This is a genomic window from Pseudomonas sp. Ga0074129, from assembly GCA_001465025.1.
In the GTDB taxonomy this organism is placed as follows: Bacteria; Pseudomonadota; Gammaproteobacteria; order Pseudomonadales; family Pseudomonadaceae; genus Aquipseudomonas.
This window is the reverse complement of record LNDO01000105.1, coordinates 1-19,387: the sequence shown is the minus strand read 5'-3', so window position 1 is coordinate 19,387 and position 19,387 is coordinate 1. Positions and strand designations below refer to the sequence as shown.

The following is a 19,387-nucleotide window of genomic DNA, read 5'->3' as shown; positions in this document are numbered from 1 at the left end:
TCAAATCAGGATTTCAACGCTTCGGCCAGCTTGTTCAATTTGCCGCGTACCGAACTGTCGATGACCAGGTCACCTGCGCGGATCAACAAACCGCCAATAAGGGCAGCATTGACAACCGGCTTGGGTTGGACAGTCCGAGCAAGCCGCTTGGAAAGCGCGGCAGCCAGGGTTTGTAGTTGTTCCGCGCTGAGCTCAAAGGCTGTTTGCACCTCAACGTCGAGGGTGCTTTCAGCTTCAGCTTTCAATACGGTGAATTGCTCAAGCACGACCGGAAGCAGCGACAGACGATCATTGCTGCTCAGGGTGGAGAGGAAGCTGATGAACGCGTCATCAACATGGCCACTGCACACCTGGGCGAGGACTTTGACTTTCTGCTCGCTGGTCAACGCTGGATTAGCCAATTGTTGCGCTACTTCCGGTGTCTGCACGGCGGCAGCGGAGAAACACAACATCGCCAACCAGGCATCGGCCTGGCCGGCAGTGCTGGCGTACTCAAAAGCGGCTTTGGCGTAAGGCCGACCAAGCGTAATGGTATTGATCATCGCTTGCCTCGCTTAGAGTTGGGAGGCCAGTTTTGCGACCAATTCATTGTGAGCGGCACCATCAATCGAAGATTCGAGAATCTTCTCGGCACCCACAACGGCCAGTACTGCTACCTGGGCACGCAGTTGATCCTTGGCACGATTCACTTCCAGATCAATTTCGGCTTTAGCACCCGCAATCAGCTTCTCACCTTCGGTGCGAGCTTGGGTCTTGGCTTCTTCAACGATCGAATTTGCGGTTTTATTCGCACGGTCGATGATTGCGCTGGCCTGCTCTTTACTTTCACGCAGTAATTGAGCAGCGCGTTCCTGGGCAAGTTGCAGATCACGCTCAGCGCGCCCTGCTGCATCCAGACCTTCTGCAATTTTCTTCTGGCGTTCTTGCATGGCGCTGGTCAGCGGCGGCCATACGAACTTCATGCAAAACCAGACGAAAATAGCGAAGGAAATCGTTTGACCGATCAGGGTCAGATTTATGTTCACAGCGATTTACCTCGTGCTATCTCGTATGTGCGGATCAGTTTCGCAGCTATGGGGATTCGCCTAGGCGAACCCCGCATCAATCTGGAAAGCGATTAAGCACCAGCAGCCGGAGCAACAACGAAGATCAGGTACATCGCGATACCAACACCGATCATCGGAACGGCGTCGAGCAGACCGGCCATCAGGAAGGTCTTGGTTTGCAGCATTGGAGCCAGCTCAGGTTGACGAGCAGTGGATTCCAGCAGCTTGCCACCCAGCAGGGCGAAACCGATACCAGTGCCCAGGGCGCCCAGACCGATCATGAGGGCAGCAGCGATATAGACGAGTTCCATAAATAAAGCTCCAGAGTTTCAGAAGTTAAGGTTTTTGTTAATGGGTTACAGATGTCACGTTGCTATCAATGATGATCTTCGTGCGCCGCACTCAGATACACCACTGTCAGCACCATGAAAATAAAGGCCTGCAGCGGGATCACCAGGATGTGGAAGATCGCCCATGGCACATTGAGCCCAAACTGCAGATAGAAGGGCAGCAATGCGATCAGGATGAACACCACCTCGCCAGCGTACATGTTACCGAACAGTCGCAGGGCCAGACTCAGAGGCTTGGTCAGCAGGCCAATGATTTCGAGGAAAAGGTTGAAGGGGATCAGCGCCCAGTGATTGAACGGCGTGAACGAAAGCTCCTTAGTGAAGCCCCCCAGACCTTTAACTTTAATGCTGTAGAAAATAATCAGAATGAACACGCCCAGCGCAATACCGAAGGTGCCGTTCGGATCGGCTGTTGGCACGATCTTGAAGTACGGCAGACCAAGCAGCGAAGCCAGACCAGGGATGTAGTCGACCGGAATCCACTTCAAGCTGTTCATCAGCAGCACCCATACAAAGATGGTCAGTGCCAATGGTGCAACCAACGAGTTGCGGCCGTGGAAGGTGTCTTTAACGATGCCCTGAACAAACTCAATGGCCATCTCGGCCATGTTTTGCAGACCACCCGGAATACCGGTGGTGGCTTTTTTCGCAGCCAGTCGGAAGAGACCCAAGAAGATCAGACCCATGAATACCGACCAGCCCATGGTATCCACGTGAACGGCCCAGAAACCCATTTGTGCGACGTCTTCCGGGGTTTGGGCCAGAATCCAGCCTTTTTCCGGGTGTTCGCCATAGACCAGGTTTTGCAAGTGGTGCTGGATGTACTCTGACGGGGTGTTTGCCATAAACGCCTCAAACGCTGTAATGCTTCAGAAATTTTTTATCAGTAGTGGAGCAGTGGCGCCTATCGCCACAGTCAGTAAGTACCCGACAAACAACGCCGTGATATCCAACTGCTTGATGCCCACAAACAGCAGCGCAAAAAGCACTGCTGTGAGAATCCATTTGCCCATTGCTCCAGACCAGATGGACAGAACAATGTCTTTCGCCGAACGCGCGCCAAAAAAACGGAAGGCTTTATACGCAAAAAAAGCGTTCGGCAGCAGGGCTGTTAACCCACCTAACAGGGCCGAGTAACCAGCCGTTAGGTCGTTACCTAGGAAAAAACCCAAGGCAACTAGCAGGCTAAATATTGCCTGCACACGCAGAACTAGAAATCCGGGTTGTTGGGTGAACGGCGTTTTGTTGCGAATAGCCAATCCAGCGAACTCCGGTTCAAGCTGCAGAAAATACCAACTTGAAGCATAAAAACAGCGCGGCGAGTATAGGTGTAGGTCTGTTACCGATCAACCGTACTGTAGTGCCAGTGTGGCCAATACTACATAGCCAATTGTTTCAGCGAATGTGGGCAAGTACACCCTGCAATTCATCCAGCGAGCTGTAGCTGATGACTAACTGACCTTTGCCTTTTTGCCCGTGCTTGATTTGTACGGGAGAGCCCAAACGCTCAGCCAGACGCTGTTCGAGGCGACTGATGTCCGGATCGGTCTTTACCACTGCAGTTGGCTTTTCTTTGCTGCTTAACCACTGGCGTACCAGTGCCTCTGTCTGACGCACGGTCAAACCTCGTGCGACAACATGTCGCGCACCTTCGGTCTGCTGTTCGGCAGGTAAGCCAAGCAAGGCACGCGCATGGCCCATTTCCAGATCACCATGCGACAACAGGGTTTTAATCTCTTCGGGCAGGGCGATCAGGCGCATCAGGTTGCTGATGGTGACGCGCGATTTACCCACCGCATCGGCGACCTGCTGCTGGGTCAGTTGGAACTCTTGCTGCAGGCGCTGCAAAGCCATCGCTTCTTCGATCGGGTTGAGGTCTTCGCGCTGAATGTTTTCGATCAGCGCCATGGCAATGGCCGCTTCATCGGGCAGTTCACGGACCATGGCTGGAATAGTGTCCAAACCGGCTTGCTGGGTGGCACGCCAGCGTCGCTCACCTGCAACAATCTCAAACCGTCCCTCGCCAATCGGGCGAATGACGATGGGCTGCATCACGCCGTGGGATTTAATCGACTGAGCGAGTTCTTCGAGGGCTGTGGCGTCCATGTCACGGCGCGGCTGGTATTTGCCGCGCTGGATCAGGTCAACCGGCACGTACTGCAATTCACGGTTATCAGCTTGCGCTGCCTCTTCCTGCAACGTACTCACACTGGTACCGCCCAGTAGAGCGTCGAGACCGCGTCCCAGTCCTCTTTTTTTCACAGCCATGGGTATTTCCTTATGCGGTTGCAGTGTGAGCGCTAGCACGCTGACGACGGACCAATTCACCAGCCAGTGCCAGGTAAGCAATGGCACCTCGTGATTGTTTGTCGTATACGAGTGCCGGCATACCGAAACTCGGCGCTTCGGCTAAGCGGACGTTACGCGGGATGACCACGTCGTAAAGCTTGTCGCCAAAGTGCTGCTTGAGTTGTGCGCTTACATCGTTGGTCAGGCTGATGCGTGGGTCGTACATGGTACGCAGCAGGCCTTCGATTTTCAGATTGGGGTTCAGCAGCTCGGCAATGCGCTGGATGCTGTTGACCAGATCAGACAGACCTTCGAGCGCGTAGTACTCGCACTGCATGGGGATGATCACACCATCAGCGGCCACCAGGGCGTTGACCGTCAGCATCGACAGCGCCGGCGGGCAGTCGATGAGGATGTAATCGTAGTTCTCGCGGATTGGCGCCAATGCATATCGCAGGCGGCTTTCCTTCATTTTCATTTCCAGCAGGGACACTTCAGCCGCGGTCAGATCGCGGTTGGCCGGTAGCAGTTGGTAACCACCGTGCTCGGAAAATTGCATGGCATCGATCAGGTTGCATTCGCCTATCAGTACGTCGTAGATCGAATGTTCCAGAGCATGCTTATCCACACCACTGCCCATGGTGGCATTGCCCTGAGGGTCGAGGTCGATCAGCAACACGCGGCGCTTGGTCGCGACCAGCGAAGCGGCCAGATTGATGCAGGTGGTGGTTTTGCCCACGCCGCCTTTCTGGTTAGCGATTGCGAATACCTTAGCCATGCTGCGTTCCCCCTAGACCGAGCGACGCAGTATCAGCAGATGGCGCTGACCTTGGCAACCGGGAACCTTGAGCACATGGGTGGCGGTGAGACGAAAGTCCGCCGGCAGTGCTTGCAGCTCGTCATCCGGGTGTACGCCTTTCATGGCTAACCACTGGGTGTTGCCATCACCCAGGTGGCGCGTCCAGTTGCTGAAATCCTCCAGCGAGCTGAATGCCCGTGAACAGATACCGTTGAACGGCACCGCTGGGGTGAACGCTTCAACCCGGCTGTGGATAACTTGCAGGTTGGCCAATTTTAGCTCGAGCTTCACCTGCGTGAGAAAACGGGTTTTCTTGCCGTTGGAGTCGAGCAAGGTGAATTGCCGCTCAGGAAACAGAATGGCCAATGGAATACCCGGCATGCCGCCACCGCTGCCGACGTCCAGCCAGTTATCCCCAGCCTCACTGACGAAAGGCACCACGGACAAACTGTCGAGCAGGTGGCGCGAGACCATTTCATTCGGGTCGCGCACCGCGGTCAGGTTGTAGGCCTTGTTCCACTTGATCAGCAGAGCCAGGTAGGCCAGCAACTGCTCGTGCTGCTGCGCGCTGAGTTCAACACCCAGTTCAAGTGCGCCTTGGCTCAGTTCTTCGGCGTGACGTGCGGTGACCAACGACATCAGGCGCTGCGCTCCAACTGCTGACCGGCAGTGCGTTTTTTCAGGTGGATAAGCAACAGGGAAATCGCTGCTGGGGTTACACCGGGAATCCGCGATGCCTGGCCCAGGGTTTCCGGACGGCTAATGCCGAGTTTGTGCTGGATTTCTTTGGACAGACCGGAAATACCGGCATAGTCGATGTCGTGCGGCAGCTTGGTGTTTTCACTGGCGCGTAGACGGGCAATTTCATCTTGCTGACGATCGATATAGCCGGCGTATTTGGTTTTGATCTCAATCTGTTCCGCTACCTGCGGATCTTGCGCACCACCACCGGTGATGTTCATCAAGCCGGCGTAATCGATTTCTGGACGCGAGAGCAAATTCAGCAGGTTGTATTCGTGGGTCAGGGGCGTGCCGAACTGCTGGGCAATCGCATCGCCTTGTGGCGTACCTGGTCGCACCCAGGTGCTTTTCAGGCGCTGTTCTTCTTGCACGATGCCTTCGCGCTTGGCTGAAAACGCCGCCCAACGCACATCATCGACCAAACCCAGCTCGCGACCTTTTTCGGTCAGGCGCAGATCCGCGTTGTCTTCACGCAGAATCAAACGGTATTCGGCGCGCGAGGTGAACATGCGGTATGGCTCTTGGGTTCCAAGAGTGATCAGGTCATCGACCAGTACACCGATGTAAGCCTCGTCGCGGCGCGGGCACCAACTGTCCTTGCCTTGAGCGCGCAATGCCGCGTTGCAGCCCGCCAACAAACCTTGTGCACCGGCTTCTTCGTAGCCAGTGGTGCCATTGATCTGCCCTGCGAAGAACAGCCCAGCGATTACTTTGGTTTCCAGGCTGTACTTGAGATCACGCGGGTCGAAGTAGTCGTACTCGATGGCGTAACCGGGGCGCACGATGTGCGCGTTTTCCATGCCACGGATGCTGCGCACTATCTGCAGTTGCACATCGAACGGCAGCGAAGTCGAGATGCCATTGGGATACAGCTCATGGGTATTCAGGCCTTCGGGCTCGATGAATACCTGATGGCTGTCCTTGTCGGCGAAGCGATGAATCTTGTCTTCGATGGACGGGCAATAACGCGGGCCGACACCCTCGATCACACCGGAATACATCGGCGAACGGTCTAGGTTGGCGGCGATGATTTCGTGGGTGCGAGCGTTGGTGTGAGTAATCCAGCAACTGATTTGTCTTGGTTGTTGTTCCGCACGACCAAGGAAAGACATCAGCGGCGTTGGCGTATCGCCGGGCTGCTCGGTCATCAGCGAGAAATCCACCGAACGACCATCGATGCGTGGTGGCGTACCGGTTTTTAGGCGACCTACACGCAGCGGCAATTCACGCAAACGGTGAGCCAGAGCAATCGAAGGTGGATCGCCAGCACGGCCGCCGGAGTAGTTCTGCAGACCGATGTGGATAAGTCCGCCGAGGAATGTACCCGTGGTCAACACTACGGAATCAGCGAGGAAACGCAGGCCCATTTGGGTGACTACGCCTTTGACTTCGTCGTTTTCGACGATCAGATCATCAGCAGCTTGCTGAAATATCCACAGGTTGGCCTGGTTTTCCAGTGTTTCGCGAATCGCGGCTTTGTACAGCACGCGATCAGCCTGAGCGCGTGTGGCACGAACCGCTGGGCCCTTGCGGCTGTTCAGCACACGGAACTGGATACCACCTTTGTCGGTTGCTTCAGCCATGGCGCCGCCAAGGGCGTCGATTTCCTTGACCAGATGGCTCTTACCGATCCCGCCAATTGCTGGATTGCAGCTCATCTGGCCGAGCGTTTCCACGTTGTGGGTTAGCAGCAGGGTTTTAACACCCATGCGTGCGGCTGCGAGTGCAGCCTCGGTACCGGCATGACCGCCGCCGATGACGATCACCTGAAAACGGGAAGGGAAATCCACCACGCACCTCGTGCCTGTTGAGTTTGGGGGGCTTTTGGGATTGAAAAGCGGGAAAGGCGGCAAGTATAGGGATTAAGCCGGTGTGAAAGAAGTCTTTTGCACAAAAAATAGCCAGATCTCCCTGTGTCGTTTTAGGTGGGCCGGTTAATAAAGAATAAAAAAGAGAATTTTTATAAAGCCTTATTTTTATGTTTATTACTTAGCAACGGATTTTCTGTGGATAGATTGCTACAGACCAATAAAATCAATGTGTACAGCGATTTAAAAGTCTGTGCTAATCCTGCTTCTTGCCTGTTCAGTTGCCGTACGTAACGTGTGGATGAAAAGCATGGTTATCCACAGGCATGGTTATCCTCCGTTTTATCACCGGGTTATTGCCAGGGCTTAGGTCGGGTTTTCCACAGGTCTTAGGTGGATAAATAATTGGCTGGATATGCCTACTGCGCACAGGCGAAAGCCTGCCTAGGTGGCATTAATGAGCTTCTTAGAGGAGGACGCTGCTTAGGATGGGTAAGCGCAGGCAGGAAAAATTGAACGCGGCTAGAGGGTCGATGCGCCACAACCCATCAAGAATAGGGTGTAGATTATGGATTACGCGGCTCGTGGGATCAGCAGTCTGTAGCCCGCTGCAATCTGCGATCTAAGGTTGTGCAGGGTGGATGAAGCCTTTTTATCCACCACTCGTAGCTTGTGGATGGATAAAGCGTTATCCACCCAACGAGGCTGCACTCTTGCGAATAAACATCGATCTACAAAAGCTTATTTCACGCTCACAGGCGCTTTTTTGTAGCTTGTGGATTACAGCTTGGAACTCATTTTCCTATACAAAAGCTGGAGAAGATCCGCCCCAGCAGATCGTCGGAACTGAATGCGCCAGTGATTTCGCCCAGCGCTTGCTGAGCCATGCGCAGGTCTTCTGCCAGTAGTTCACCGGCACCGGCCAGAGTCAGCTGTGCATAACCGTGTTCAAGGTGTGTAGAGGCCTGTTGCAGTGCCTCAATGTGTCGCCTGCGTGCGCTGAAGCTGCTCTCTGAGGTCTGTTCGTACCCCATACAGGCCTTGAGGTGTTCGCGCAGTAGATCCAGGCCTTCAGCAGACTTGGCCGACAGGCTGATGGTGACGTGGCCGTCATTGCAGACTTCCAGCACCACCGACTCTCCTGACAGATCCGCCTTATTGCGAATCAAGGTGACCTTAGCCGGATCAGGACGCTGATCGAGAAACTCCGGCCATAGGGCAAAGGGATCGTCAGCTTCAGGCGCAGTGGCATCCACCACCAACAAAATACGATCCGCCTCGCCAATCGCTTTGAGTGCCCGCTCTACACCGATGCGCTCGACTTGATCCTCGGTGTCACGTAAGCCCGCTGTGTCCACTACATGTAACGGCATGCCATCGATGTGGATATGTTCGCGCAGTACATCGCGCGTGGTGCCGGCAATTTCGGTGACGATGGCAGCCTCGCGTCCTGCTAGGGCGTTGAGCAGACTGGATTTGCCAGCATTTGGCCGACCGGCAATCACCACGGTCATGCCATCACGCAGCAGTGCGCCTTGTCCGGCTTCACGCAACACACCCGATAAGTCGGTGCGTACGCCATCGAGTAGGTTGAGTACATGGCCGTCGGCGAGAAAGTCTATTTCCTCTTCGGGGAAGTCGATGGCGGCTTCGACGTAGATACGCAGGCTGATTAACCGCTCAGTCAGACCGTGTACACGACGGGAGAACTCCCCCTGCAACGAACGCAAAGCATTGCGCGCGGCCTGCTCGGAACTGGCTTCGATCAGGTCGGCAATCGCTTCGGCCTGTGCCAGATCGAGTTTGTCATTGAGAAAGGCACGTTCGCTGAATTCACCGGGGCGCGCCAGGCGTGCGCCGAGTTGTACACAGCGGCGCAAGAGCAGATCAAGCACCACTGGCCCACCATGGCCTTGCAGTTCCAGCACGTCTTCGCCGGTAAAGGAATGTGGGCCTGGGAAATACAAGGCCAAGCCTTCATCCAGTACTTGCTCTACATCAGCGAAGAATGGCCCGTAGTGGGCGTAACGCGGTTTTAGCTCACGCTGGCAGATTGCCTGCGCCAACGTGCTGGCCAACGGCCCGGAGACGCGCACGATACCCACACCACCACGACCCTGGGCGGTGGCGACGGCAGCAATGGTTTCAGTAACGGGTGGCATGCGGATCTCCTGATTTAGGCATAGCAAAACGCCCCTAAAAAGGGGCGTTTGTTACAGCTTAGAAGCTTGCAGACTAGGCGTCAGCAGCCTTGGCGGCGGCTTCAATCTTGCGCGTAATGTACCACTGCTGGGCGATGGACAAGACGTTGTTGACGACCCAGTACAGCACCAGACCCGCTGGGAACCACAGGAAGAAGAACGTGAAGATGATAGGCATCATTTTCAGTACTTTGGCCTGCATCGGATCCGGCGGCGTTGGGTTGAGCTGCTGCTGAATAAACATGGTGGCGCCCATGATGATCGGCAGAATGAAGTATGGGTCTTTGATCGCCAAGTCAGTGATCCACAACAGCCAAGGAGCCTGACGCATTTCCACCGATTCCAGCAGCACCCAGTAGAGCGCAAGGAATACTGGCATTTGCACCAGGATCGGCAAGCAGCCGCCCAGTGGGTTGATCTTCTCTTTCTTGTACAGCTCCATCATCGCCTGCGACATCTTCTGGCGATCTTCACCGTGCTGCTCTTTCAACTGAGCGAGTTTCGGTGCTACGGCACGCATGCGCGCCATGGATTTGTAACTGGCGGCAGAAAGTGGGAAGAAGATCAGCTTGATGATGATGGTCAGGACAATAATCGACCAACCCCAGTTACCCAAGATGCTGTGGATAACTTCGAGTAACCAGAAAATTGGCTGAGCCAGGAACCACAAGAAACCATAGTCAACAGTCAGCTCAAGACCTGGCGAAAGTGTCTCTAGATAGCCCTGTAGCTTCGGGCCGGCATACAGAATTGCACTGGTTTCACCTTGAGCGCCGGCAGCAACCTGAACGGCCGGGCCGGTAAAGCCGACAATGTAGTTACCTTGGCTGTCTTTGCGGGTTTGAACCTGGTTAGTGCTGTCTTTGCTTGGAATCCAGGCAGTGACGAAGTAATGCTGTAGCCAGGCAACCCAGCCTCCTTGAACAGTTTCTTTAAAGGCTTGTTTATCGATGTCACCCATCGATACTTTTTTGTACGGTTCTTCGCTAGTCCACAGTGCAGCACCCAGGTAGGTAGCCGTACCGGTTGCTGTTGTCGACGAAGGATCACCACTGCTGTCGCGTTTGAGCTGGGCGAACATGTTGCCGCTCCAAGCTTCAGCACTCTGGTTGTCGATCAGATAGGTGACGGCAACCTGATACGAGGACGGGTCAACACAGCCGGTTTTCTTCTGCTGTTGCTCTTTGGCAGAACACTCTGAACTCAGACCACGCTTCAAGGTGAAACGCTTGGTGTAATTGACACCGTTTTCGCTCAGCGTGAGGTCAACGTGCAGTTCGTTCTGACCGTCGGCCAGTTCGTAACTCTTTTGCGCACTGCTCCACAGTGCCCGACCGCTGGATTTATCCGGTGCGTTGGTGCCGATCAAACCACTCTGGGCCAGATAAGTACGCTCGTTGCCGTTGTCGAAAAGCTGAAAAGGAACATCTGGACGGTCCTGACGACGCGGATACTGCGTTAAACGCAGTTGCACAACATCACCACCGCGCGGATCGATGGCCAGATCCAGCACATCAGTTTTTACCCGAATCAATTCGTCATTAGCGACCGGTGCAGCGCTAATGCTGCTGGCCTCAGCAACGGGGGTGTTGCTTGGAATATCATCATTACTGGCTGAAACAGAAGCTGCAGAGGTATCCGGCAATGCAGGAACAGTGCTGGTTGTTGCGGCAATTTCTGTCGGCAAGGCGGCTTGGCCGTAGTCCTGGTTCCACTGAAGAACCATCATATAGGACACGATTGCCAGCGCGACGATCAGGATCGAACGTTGAATATCCATGATTATTCGGCCATCGAAGAGGAACGGGAGTTTTTCGCGGGGGGAACAGGATCGAAGCCACCAGGATTCCATGGATGACAACGACCTAGCCGACGCAAAGTCAGCCAGCCACCATGCAAGACGCCATGTTGATCAATGGCTTCAAGCGAGTAGCAGGAACAACTTGGATAGAAACGACAGTGGCTGGCCATCAAGGGGCTGATGGCGTAACGATAAAACTGGATGGGTAGCAAAACCAGTTTACGCATGGGGACTGTCGTTCGCCCCGGGTATTGTCGCGGTTTCCGGGCTTGGCTTGCTACGTTCGAGGCGTTTCCAGAGTTTGCCAAACTGACGTGCCAGTTCAACATTTTCCAGATCGCCAAGGCCTTTACGCGCCACCACCACGATGTCCCACCCGACCAAGTTGTCTTGGTTCAAGCGGAATGATTCGCGGATCTGGCGCTTAAGGCGATTGCGCTCAACGGAGAGCTTTACGCTCTTTTTGCCAATCACCAGCCCTAGCCGGGGGTGATCAAGCTCATTGTTGCGCGCTAGCAGCAGGACATTTTTGCCCGGAGCTTTGCCGCTGGGGGAGTCGAAGACTGCCTTGAATTGCCGGGGGGTTAGCAGACGCTTTTCCCGACTGAAGTCTCGACTCACCACAAGACCGAAATATTAAACGGCGAGACGCTTACGGCCCTTGGCGCGGCGACGCGACAGGACAGCACGGCCGTTCTTGGTGGCCATACGAGCACGGAAACCGTGGGTGCGAGCGCGTTTGATAGTGCTGGGTTGGAAAGTACGTTTCATGGTGCGGTACCTGGGTGGTCGACTACGGGCCGGAATGGCCCCCGTTTTAAGAGACCGGCAATTCTAGAGAAACCGAAGGGTCAGGTCAATTTCTAAGCAGGCTTTTCGTACATAAAGAAATATAAAGAAGAGAATATTTAAAGATGTTTTATAGCGTTAGTAGCTATTGGTGGCTCTGCTATCTGTGGATAAGGCTTTATAGCCCTGTACTGGCGAGGCTTTCAGCGTTTAGTAACTCTGTCAGAAAGACGTGCCGCAACTGTGTGGAAGCGGCGCATAAGCTGAGGATGAAAGTGGATTTTATCCACAGACAGTTCTTCCACCGGTTTCCCCCCTGGTTTATCCCATGCCCTGAGGCGCTGTTATCCACAGCCTTTGTTTAAGTACATTTTTTCTTTGCTACCTCCAACAATGCCTTGATGCTCCTTGCTCTTAGGGCTGAGTACATGTGGATAACTCAAGGCCCTGGCGCTACAATGGCGGCTGATTTTTGCCTCGTGCTTTTAGATTTAGGGGATGTCCGTGTCTGTGGAACTTTGGCAGCAGTGTGTCGAGCTTTTGCGCGATGAACTGCCTGCTCAGCAATTCAACACTTGGATTCGTCCGCTGCAGGTCGAGGCTGAAGGTGACCAGCTTCGCGTCTATGCGCCGAACCGTTTCGTCCTCGACTGGGTTAACGATAAATACCTCAGCCGCCTGCTTGAGTTGCTTACTGAGCGCACAAACGGATTAATCCCGGACATCTCTCTGTTAATAGGTAGTAAGCGCAGCGCAGCTTCCCGCTCTCCTTCTATTGTGAGCACGCCTGCTGCCGTCCCTGTTGCTGCAACACCTTCTGTTGCTAGTCCTACGTCTAACGCAGTTTCAACTGAACCGTCGCGCGCCAGTTTTGACCCTATGGCCGGCGCTGCCAGTCAGCAGGCGCCTGCGCGCACCGAACGTACAGTGCAGGTTGAAGGCGGTCTAAAACACACCAGTTACCTCAACCGCACATTTACCTTCGATAACTTTGTCGAGGGTAAGTCCAACCAGTTGGCCCGCGCAGCGGCCTGGCAGGTGGCGGATAACCCTAAGCATGGTTACAACCCGCTGTTTCTTTATGGCGGCGTTGGTTTGGGTAAAACTCACCTGATGCATGCGGTGGGAAACCATTTGTTGGCCAAGAATCCGAACGCCAAGGTTGTCTACCTTCACTCTGAGCGTTTTGTGGCTGACATGGTTAAAGCCCTGCAGCTCAATGCAATCAACGAGTTCAAGCGCTTCTACCGCTCGGTCGATGCGTTGCTGATTGATGACATTCAGTTTTTTGCCAAGAAAGAACGTTCCCAGGAAGAGTTCTTCCATACCTTCAACGCGTTGCTTGAAGGTGGTCAGCAGGTGATTCTGACCAGTGACCGTTACCCTAAAGAAATCGAAGGTCTTGAAGAGCGCCTTAAGTCACGCTTTGGTTGGGGGCTGACGGTTGCGGTTGAACCGCCCGAGCTGGAAACCCGCGTAGCCATTTTGATGAAGAAGGCCGATCAGGCCAAAGTGGATTTGCCCCATGATGCCGCCTTCTTTATTGCGCAGCGCATCCGCTCTAACGTGCGTGAGTTGGAAGGTGCGCTCAAGCGCGTGATTGCTCACTCACACTTTATGGGGCGCGACATCACCATTGAGCTCATACGTGAGTCATTGAAGGACCTGCTTGCTCTGCAAGACAAGCTGGTTAGCATCGACAATATTCAGCGTACGGTTGCTGAGTACTACAAGATCAAAATTTCTGATCTGCTCTCCAAGCGTCGCTCACGCTCGGTCGCGCGTCCGCGTCAAGTTGCTATGGCCTTGTCCAAAGAACTGACCAACCACAGCTTGCCGGAAATTGGCGATGCCTTCGGCGGGCGCGATCACACCACGGTATTGCATGCATGCCGTAAGATTGCTGAACTTAAAGAAACCGACGCGGACATCCGCGAGGATTACAAAAATCTGCTGCGAACGCTGACCACCTAATTTCGCAACTTCACTAGGCAAGGGACTAGACCATGCATTTCACTATTCAACGCGAAGCCCTGTTGAAACCTCTGCAACTGGTCGCCGGCGTCGTGGAACGCCGTCAGACCTTGCCGGTTCTCTCCAACGTATTGCTGGTTGTTGAAGGTCAGCAGTTGTCTTTGACCGGCACTGATCTTGAAGTTGAACTGATTGGTCGCGTTACCCTTGAAGAGCCCGCTCAGCCGGGTGAGATCACTGTTCCGGCGCGTAAGTTAATGGACATCTGCAAAAGCTTGCCTGCAGATGCCTTGATCGATATTCGCATTGATGAGCAGAAATTATTGGTCAAAGCGGGCCGTAGCCGTTTCACCCTCTCTACTCTGCCTGCTAATGATTTCCCGACTGTTGAAGAAGGCCCAGGCTCACTGACCTTCAGCCTGGTGCAAAGCAAGTTGCGTCGTTTGATCGAGCGCACCAGTTTTGCCATGGCTCAGCAGGATGTCCGTTACTACCTCAATGGCATGCTCATCGAAGTTCAAACCGGCGTACTTCGCGCTGTCGCTACGGATGGACACCGTTTGGCCATGTGCTCGATGCAAGCGGCTATTGAGCAGGTAGAACGCCATCAGGTGATCGTGCCGCGCAAAGGTATTCTGGAACTGGCTCGCTTGCTCACAGAGCAAGATGGCAGCGTCAGCATCGTGCTCGGTCAACATCATATTCGTGCGACCACTGGCGAGTTCACCTTCACCTCTAAATTGGTAGATGGCAAATTCCCAGACTACGAGCGCGTATTGCCACGGGGCGGTGACAAATTAGTGGTGGCTGATCGTCAGGGGTTGCGTGAAGCGTTTAGCCGCACTGCGATTTTGTCCAACGAGAAGTACCGTGGCATTCGCCTGCAACTTGAATCCGGCTTGCTGAAAATTCAGGCCAACAACCCTGAGCAGGAAGAGGCTGAAGAAGAAATCGCCGTCGATTACAACGGCAGTTCACTGGAGATCGGCTTTAACGTCAGCTACCTGCTCGACGTACTGAGCGTGATGACCACTGAGCAAGTTCGTTTGATTCTTTCTGATGCCAACAGCAGCGCCTTGGTGCAGGAAGCCGATAACGACGATTCCTCCTATGTGGTTATGCCGATGCGTCTGTAACCGACAGACCGTTGAATAACTACTACGCTCGGCCATGCCGCGTTGGGGTCAGTTTCGGATTGCTCATGTACTACCCGTACACTCCGCATCCTCAACTGATCCCGCCTTGCCTGACCTTTGCTCGCTACGTTCTACAACGGTCTGTTAGCTAAATGTCCCTTACTCGCTTTACTGTCACCGCGGTGCGTAACCTGCACCCGGTGACCCTCTCCCCCTCCCCGCGTATCAATATCCTTTCCGGCGCTAATGGCAGCGGCAAAACCAGTGTGCTGGAGGCTATCCACTTACTTGGTCTTGCGCGTTCGTTTCGCAGCACCCGTTTGTTGCCGGTTATTCAATACGAGCAATTGGCGTGTACGGTCTTTGGCCATGTTCAGTTGGCGGACGGTCGGCAAAGTAACCTGGGTATTTCCCGTGATCGGCAGGGTGAGTTTCAGATCCGTATCGATGGTCAAAATGCGCGCAGTGCTGCGCAACTTGCCGAGACATTGCCGCTACAACTTATTAACCCTGACAGTTTTCGTCTGCTTGAAGGTGCACCAAAGATCAGAAGACAGTTTCTTGATTGGGGTGTGTTCCACGTGGAACCTCGCTTTCTACCGGCATGGCAACGCTTGCAGAAGGCCCTGCGTCAGCGGAACTCATGGCTGCGGCATGGTACACTTGACGCCGCTTCGCAGGCGGCCTGGGACCGCGAATTGTGCCTGGCTGGCGATGAGATAGATGGGTATCGAAGGGCTTACATTCAAGCGCTTAAACCGGTCTTTGAACGCACCCTGAATGAGCTTGTTGAGTTAGACGGTCTGACGCTGAGTTATTACCGCGGTTGGGATAAAGAGCGTGAACTGAATACAGTGCTTGCCTCTACTCTGCTCCGTGATCAACAACTCGGACATACTCAAGCTGGCCCACAACGCGCTGATTTACGCTTACGCTTGGGGGCGCATAACGCTGCAGAAATCCTATCGCGCGGTCAGCAGAAATTAGTTGTATGTGCCCTGCGTATTGCGCAGGGACATTTAGTTAATCAGGCCAAGCACGGCCAATGCATTTATCTGGTGGATGACTTGCCGTCAGAACTGGATGAACAGCACCGACGTGCACTGTGCCGATTGTTGGAAGACTTGCACTGCCAGGTATTTATCACCTGTGTAGACCATGAATTGTTGAGGGAAGGCTGGCGCACGGATACGCCAGTTGCCATGTTCCACGTGGAACATGGTGGCATCACCCAGACCCACGACCACCGGGAGTGAAGGCATGAGCGACAACCAAACGTACGACTCCAATAACATTAAGGTCCTCAAGGGCCTGGATGCCGTACGCAAGCGGCCGGGTATGTACATCGGTGATACCGATGATGGCAGCGGCCTGCACCACATGGTGTTCGAGGTAGTCGATAACTCGATTGACGAAGCATTGGCTGGCCATTGCAGCGAGATCACCATCACCATCCACCCGGATGAATCGATCAGCGTGCGCGATAACGGCCGTGGTATTCCGGTCGATATGCACAAGGAAGAAGGTGTTTCCGCAGCTGAAGTAATCATGACTGTGCTGCACGCAGGCGGTAAGTTCGACGACAACAGCTACAAGGTTTCCGGCGGCCTGCATGGTGTGGGTGTTTCAGTGGTGAACGCCCTCTCAAAGGAGCTGGTCCTGACTATCCGCCGTAGCGGCAAGATCTGGGAACAGACATACATTCACGGTGTGCCGCAGGCTCCTATCGCGGCAGTCGGCGACAGCGATGTCACTGGTACGCAGATTCATTTCAAACCCTCCGCGGACACCTTCGCCAACATTCATTTCAGTTGGGACATCCTGGCCAAGCGTTTGCGCGAGCTGTCCTTCCTGAACTCCGGTGTCGGCATTCTGCTCAAGGATGAACGCAGCGGTAAGGAAGAGTTATTCAAATATGAAGGTGGTCTGCGCGCGTTCGTGGAATACCTCAACCTGAATAAAACAGCGGTCAATCAGGTGTTCCACTTCACCGTACAGCGTGATGATGGCGTGGGTGTCGAAGTTGCCCTGCAGTGGAACGACAGCTTCAACGAGAACCTGCTGTGCTTCACCAACAACATTCCCCAGCGCGATGGTGGTACTCACCTCGCGGGCTTCCGCTCTGCCCTGACACGCAACCTGAACGCCTACATCGAACAGGAAGGTCTGGCCAAGAAACACAAGATCGCCACCACTGGTGATGATGCGCGGGAAGGTTTGACGGCGATTATTTCGGTAAAAGTACCGGACCCAAAATTCAGCTCGCAGACCAAAGACAAACTGGTTTCCAGCGAAGTTAAAACCGCTGTTGAACAGGAAATGGGCAAGTACTTCTCCGACTTCCTGTTGGAAAACCCCAACGAAGCCAAGGCCGTGGTCGGCAAGATGATCGACGCTGCGCGCGCCCGTGAAGCCGCACGTAAAGCGCGTGAAATGACTCGCCGTAAAGGTGCGCTGGATATCGCAGGCCTGCCGGGCAAACTGGCTGACTGCCAAGAGAAAGACCCTGCCCTTTCTGAACTCTACATCGTGGAAGGGGACTCCGCGGGCGGCTCTGCTAAGCAGGGGCGTAACCGCAAGACTCAGGCAATCCTGCCCCTCAAGGGCAAGATCCTCAACGTTGAGAAAGCCCGTTTCGACAAGATGATTTCCTCTCAGGAAGTCGGCACCCTGATCACCGCGTTGGGCTGTGGTATCGGCCGCGATGAGTACAACATCGACAAGCTGCGTTACCACAACATCATCATCATGACCGACGCCGACGTCGACGGTTCGCACATCCGTACCCTGCTGCTGACCTTCTTCTTCCGCCAACTGCCAGAGCTGGTTGAGCGTGGTTACATCTACATCGCCCAACCGCCGCTGTACAAGGTCAAGAAGGGCAAGCAAGAGCAGTACATCAAAGACGATGAGGCCATGGATGAATACATGACTCAATCGGCTCTGGAAGACGCCAGCCTGCACGTCAACGAAAGCGCACCAGGCCTCTCGGGTGCATCGTTGGAGCGCCTGGTGAACGACTACCGCTTGGTGATGAAAACTCTTAATCGCCTTTCGCGCTTGTACCCGATCGAACTGACCGAGCACTTTGTTTACATCCCACGGGTTGAAACAGAGCAACTGGCCGATAAAGCCGCGATGGAGCAGTGGTTGGGCTTGCTCGATGCGCGCCTTAAAGGCATGGAGAAGTCGGGTCTGGTTTACAAAACCAGTCTGCACGAAGACCAAGAACGTCACCTCTGGGTACCGCAGGTTGAACTGGTCTCCCATGGCGTATCCAGCTACATCATCTTCAACCGCGACTTCTTCGCCAGTAACGATTACAAGACCGTTACCACCCTTGGTGATCAGCTCAACAGCCTGCTGGAAGAAGGGGCGTACGTGCAGCGTGGCGAGCGTAAGAAGGCCGTAACGACCTTCAAGGATGCACTGGCCTGGCTGATGGCGGAAAGTACCAAGCGTCACAGCATTCAGCGCTATAAAGGGTTGGGTGAGATGAACCCAGACCAACTCTGGGAAACCACCATGGACCCCGAAGTGCGCCGCATGCTTAAGGTGCGTATTGAAGATGCCATCGCTGCCGACCAGATATTCAACACGTTGATGGGCGATGCTGTAGAGCCGCGTAGGGACTTTATCGAGACCAACGCACTGGCGGTATCCAACCTGGACTTCTAAACAACTGTCGACGGGCAGGTTAATTGTCATGATTGTGCGAGTTATTGTCATGACAAAATCTGTCACTACCCCGGCCTAGAGCCGGGGTTTTTCATTATGGATCAGTGCCTTAGATGCAGCCTAGTAGTGACCTGTAAACGGCTTATGTAGTGAAGCTACAGGGAAACTCGGAAAATCTCGTTTTCGAGTGTGCAAAATCTGAGAGATTTTTTGAGCTAGTGACGCGTGGCAATTTAAGCCGATCAAAACAGCATCGCCCATCAGCCTTCAAAAATGGTGATGGGTAGTCCCGTGCGACACGCTTGCGGCTTCATCAAAACGAACCGCATGCTGAGCCACCCAGCCACCCAGCCACCCAGCCACCCAGCCACCCAGCCACCCAGCTGGAGGTGGGCAAAGTTATTTGCCCTTTCGGCCAAAGTTAAGCGGTTCGGCCAAAGTAATTTGCCAGTAGCTTGAAAGTAAAAGCCCCTGCTGACGCGAGTCCGCAGGGGCTTTTTGCTTAGCCTGAAGTCGCTACTGGCCGGTGTTCCAGTCGACCAAGAAGGCTTCAGTCAGGCGGTGCTTGGTTTTGTGCTCCTCAACGATCCCGGCAGATTTCATCTTGCTGAAGGTTGAGTTCATCGAGGCTTTGTTAGCTTTGTTGCCGGGTATACGCCTGGTTCTCAACGCATCGATAACCCATTGGCTGCGAATGCGGGGCCGTTGATCGTTCAACATGTCCACAACCAAGAACGTCATGTAGCCCTTGCTGATGCCCCATTTTTTGGCAAAC

19 protein-coding genes are annotated in these 19,387 nt (G+C 54.2%); 4 read left to right on the top strand and 15 right to left on the bottom strand.

The genetic code is table 11. From position 1 onward, the window contains the following. Positions 1-5 precede the first annotated feature (5 nt). The 14 genes from AUK77_RS16440 to rpmH all read right to left on the bottom strand — a co-directional run bounded on the left by AUK77_RS16440 (position 6) and on the right by rpmH (position 11,806). Positions 6-542, bottom strand: a complete 537-nt coding sequence (locus AUK77_RS16440; RefSeq protein ID WP_296131784.1) for a F0F1 ATP synthase subunit delta — start codon at positions 540-542, stop codon at positions 6-8. Positions 543-554: 12 nt separating this feature from the next. Then, the gene (locus tag AUK77_RS16435) at positions 555-1,025 is read right to left on the bottom strand and encodes a F0F1 ATP synthase subunit B (protein WP_296131782.1); all 471 of its coding nucleotides are present in this window, start codon (positions 1,023-1,025) and stop codon (positions 555-557) included. Between the two features lie 92 nt (positions 1,026-1,117). Continuing rightward, positions 1,118-1,357 carry a F0F1 ATP synthase subunit C gene (gene atpE / locus AUK77_RS16430; protein WP_296131779.1) on the bottom strand — a complete coding sequence of 80 codons (240 nt, stop codon included), beginning with the start codon at positions 1,355-1,357 and terminating at the stop codon, positions 1,118-1,120. Between the two features lie 65 nt (positions 1,358-1,422). Further along, on the bottom strand, positions 1,423-2,241 hold the full coding sequence (gene atpB, locus AUK77_RS16425; RefSeq protein WP_296131777.1) for a F0F1 ATP synthase subunit A: 819 nt from the start codon (positions 2,239-2,241) through the stop codon (positions 1,423-1,425). A 24-nt stretch (positions 2,242-2,265) separates the two neighbouring features. Next, positions 2,266-2,655, bottom strand: a complete 390-nt coding sequence (locus AUK77_RS16420; RefSeq protein WP_296131775.1) for an ATP synthase subunit I — start codon at positions 2,653-2,655, stop codon at positions 2,266-2,268. Between the two features lie 136 nt (positions 2,656-2,791). Further along, complete coding sequence (locus AUK77_RS16415) at positions 2,792-3,664, bottom strand: ParB/RepB/Spo0J family partition protein (protein WP_296131769.1); 873 nt, start codon at positions 3,662-3,664, stop codon at positions 2,792-2,794. A gap of 10 nt (positions 3,665-3,674) precedes the next feature. Beyond that, the gene (locus AUK77_RS16410; RefSeq protein WP_296131761.1) at positions 3,675-4,463 is read right to left on the bottom strand and encodes a ParA family protein; all 789 of its coding nucleotides are present in this window, start codon (positions 4,461-4,463) and stop codon (positions 3,675-3,677) included. A 12-nt stretch (positions 4,464-4,475) separates the two neighbouring features. Beyond that, positions 4,476-5,123 (bottom strand): 16S rRNA (guanine(527)-N(7))-methyltransferase RsmG, encoded by a 648-nt coding sequence (rsmG, locus tag AUK77_RS16405; protein WP_296131757.1) that lies wholly within the window; start codon positions 5,121-5,123, stop codon positions 4,476-4,478. After that, positions 5,123-7,015 carry a tRNA uridine-5-carboxymethylaminomethyl(34) synthesis enzyme MnmG gene (gene mnmG, locus AUK77_RS16400; protein ID WP_296131755.1) on the bottom strand — a complete coding sequence of 631 codons (1,893 nt, stop codon included), beginning with the start codon at positions 7,013-7,015 and terminating at the stop codon, positions 5,123-5,125. The genes rsmG and mnmG overlap by 1 nt, the downstream gene beginning before the upstream one ends. An 812-nt stretch (positions 7,016-7,827) precedes the next feature. Beyond that, positions 7,828-9,195 carry a tRNA uridine-5-carboxymethylaminomethyl(34) synthesis GTPase MnmE gene (gene mnmE, locus AUK77_RS16395; protein ID WP_296131752.1) on the bottom strand — a complete coding sequence of 456 codons (1,368 nt, stop codon included), beginning with the start codon at positions 9,193-9,195 and terminating at the stop codon, positions 7,828-7,830. A 73-nt stretch (positions 9,196-9,268) separates the two neighbouring features. Then, positions 9,269-11,014 carry a membrane protein insertase YidC gene (yidC, locus tag AUK77_RS16390; RefSeq protein ID WP_296131749.1) on the bottom strand — a complete coding sequence of 582 codons (1,746 nt, stop codon included), beginning with the start codon at positions 11,012-11,014 and terminating at the stop codon, positions 9,269-9,271. A gap of 2 nt (positions 11,015-11,016) precedes the next feature. After that, a complete protein-coding gene (gene yidD, locus AUK77_RS16385; protein ID WP_296131745.1) occupies positions 11,017-11,262 on the bottom strand; it encodes a membrane protein insertion efficiency factor YidD in 246 nt (81 codons plus the stop codon). Next, positions 11,255-11,656, bottom strand: a complete 402-nt coding sequence (gene rnpA / locus AUK77_RS16380; RefSeq protein WP_296131743.1) for a ribonuclease P protein component — start codon at positions 11,654-11,656, stop codon at positions 11,255-11,257. The genes yidD and rnpA overlap by 8 nt, the downstream gene beginning before the upstream one ends. A gap of 15 nt (positions 11,657-11,671) precedes the next feature. Then, on the bottom strand, positions 11,672-11,806 hold the full coding sequence (gene rpmH / locus AUK77_RS16375; RefSeq protein WP_002551315.1) for a 50S ribosomal protein L34: 135 nt from the start codon (positions 11,804-11,806) through the stop codon (positions 11,672-11,674). Positions 11,807-12,328: 522 nt separating this feature from the next. On the opposite strand from rpmH, the gene dnaA reads away from it, so the two are divergent. The 4 genes from dnaA to gyrB all read left to right on the top strand — a co-directional run bounded on the left by dnaA (position 12,329) and on the right by gyrB (position 18,612). Next, positions 12,329-13,798 carry a chromosomal replication initiator protein DnaA gene (gene dnaA, locus AUK77_RS16370; protein WP_296131741.1) on the top strand — a complete coding sequence of 490 codons (1,470 nt, stop codon included), beginning with the start codon at positions 12,329-12,331 and terminating at the stop codon, positions 13,796-13,798. 32 nt (positions 13,799-13,830) lie between these two features. Then, a complete protein-coding gene (gene dnaN / locus AUK77_RS16365) occupies positions 13,831-14,934 on the top strand; it encodes a DNA polymerase III subunit beta (protein WP_296131738.1) in 1,104 nt (367 codons plus the stop codon). Between the two features lie 152 nt (positions 14,935-15,086). After that, positions 15,087-16,190 carry a DNA replication/repair protein RecF gene (gene recF, locus AUK77_RS16360; protein ID WP_296131735.1) on the top strand — a complete coding sequence of 368 codons (1,104 nt, stop codon included), beginning with the start codon at positions 15,087-15,089 and terminating at the stop codon, positions 16,188-16,190. Between the two features lie 4 nt (positions 16,191-16,194). Beyond that, a complete protein-coding gene (gene gyrB, locus AUK77_RS16355) occupies positions 16,195-18,612 on the top strand; it encodes a DNA topoisomerase (ATP-hydrolyzing) subunit B (RefSeq protein WP_296131733.1) in 2,418 nt (805 codons plus the stop codon). 516 nt (positions 18,613-19,128) lie between these two features. Here gyrB and AUK77_RS16350 read toward each other — a convergent pair. After that, on the bottom strand, positions 19,129-19,387 hold a 259-nt coding region (locus tag AUK77_RS16350; RefSeq protein ID WP_296131730.1), incomplete at its 5' end, for a hypothetical protein.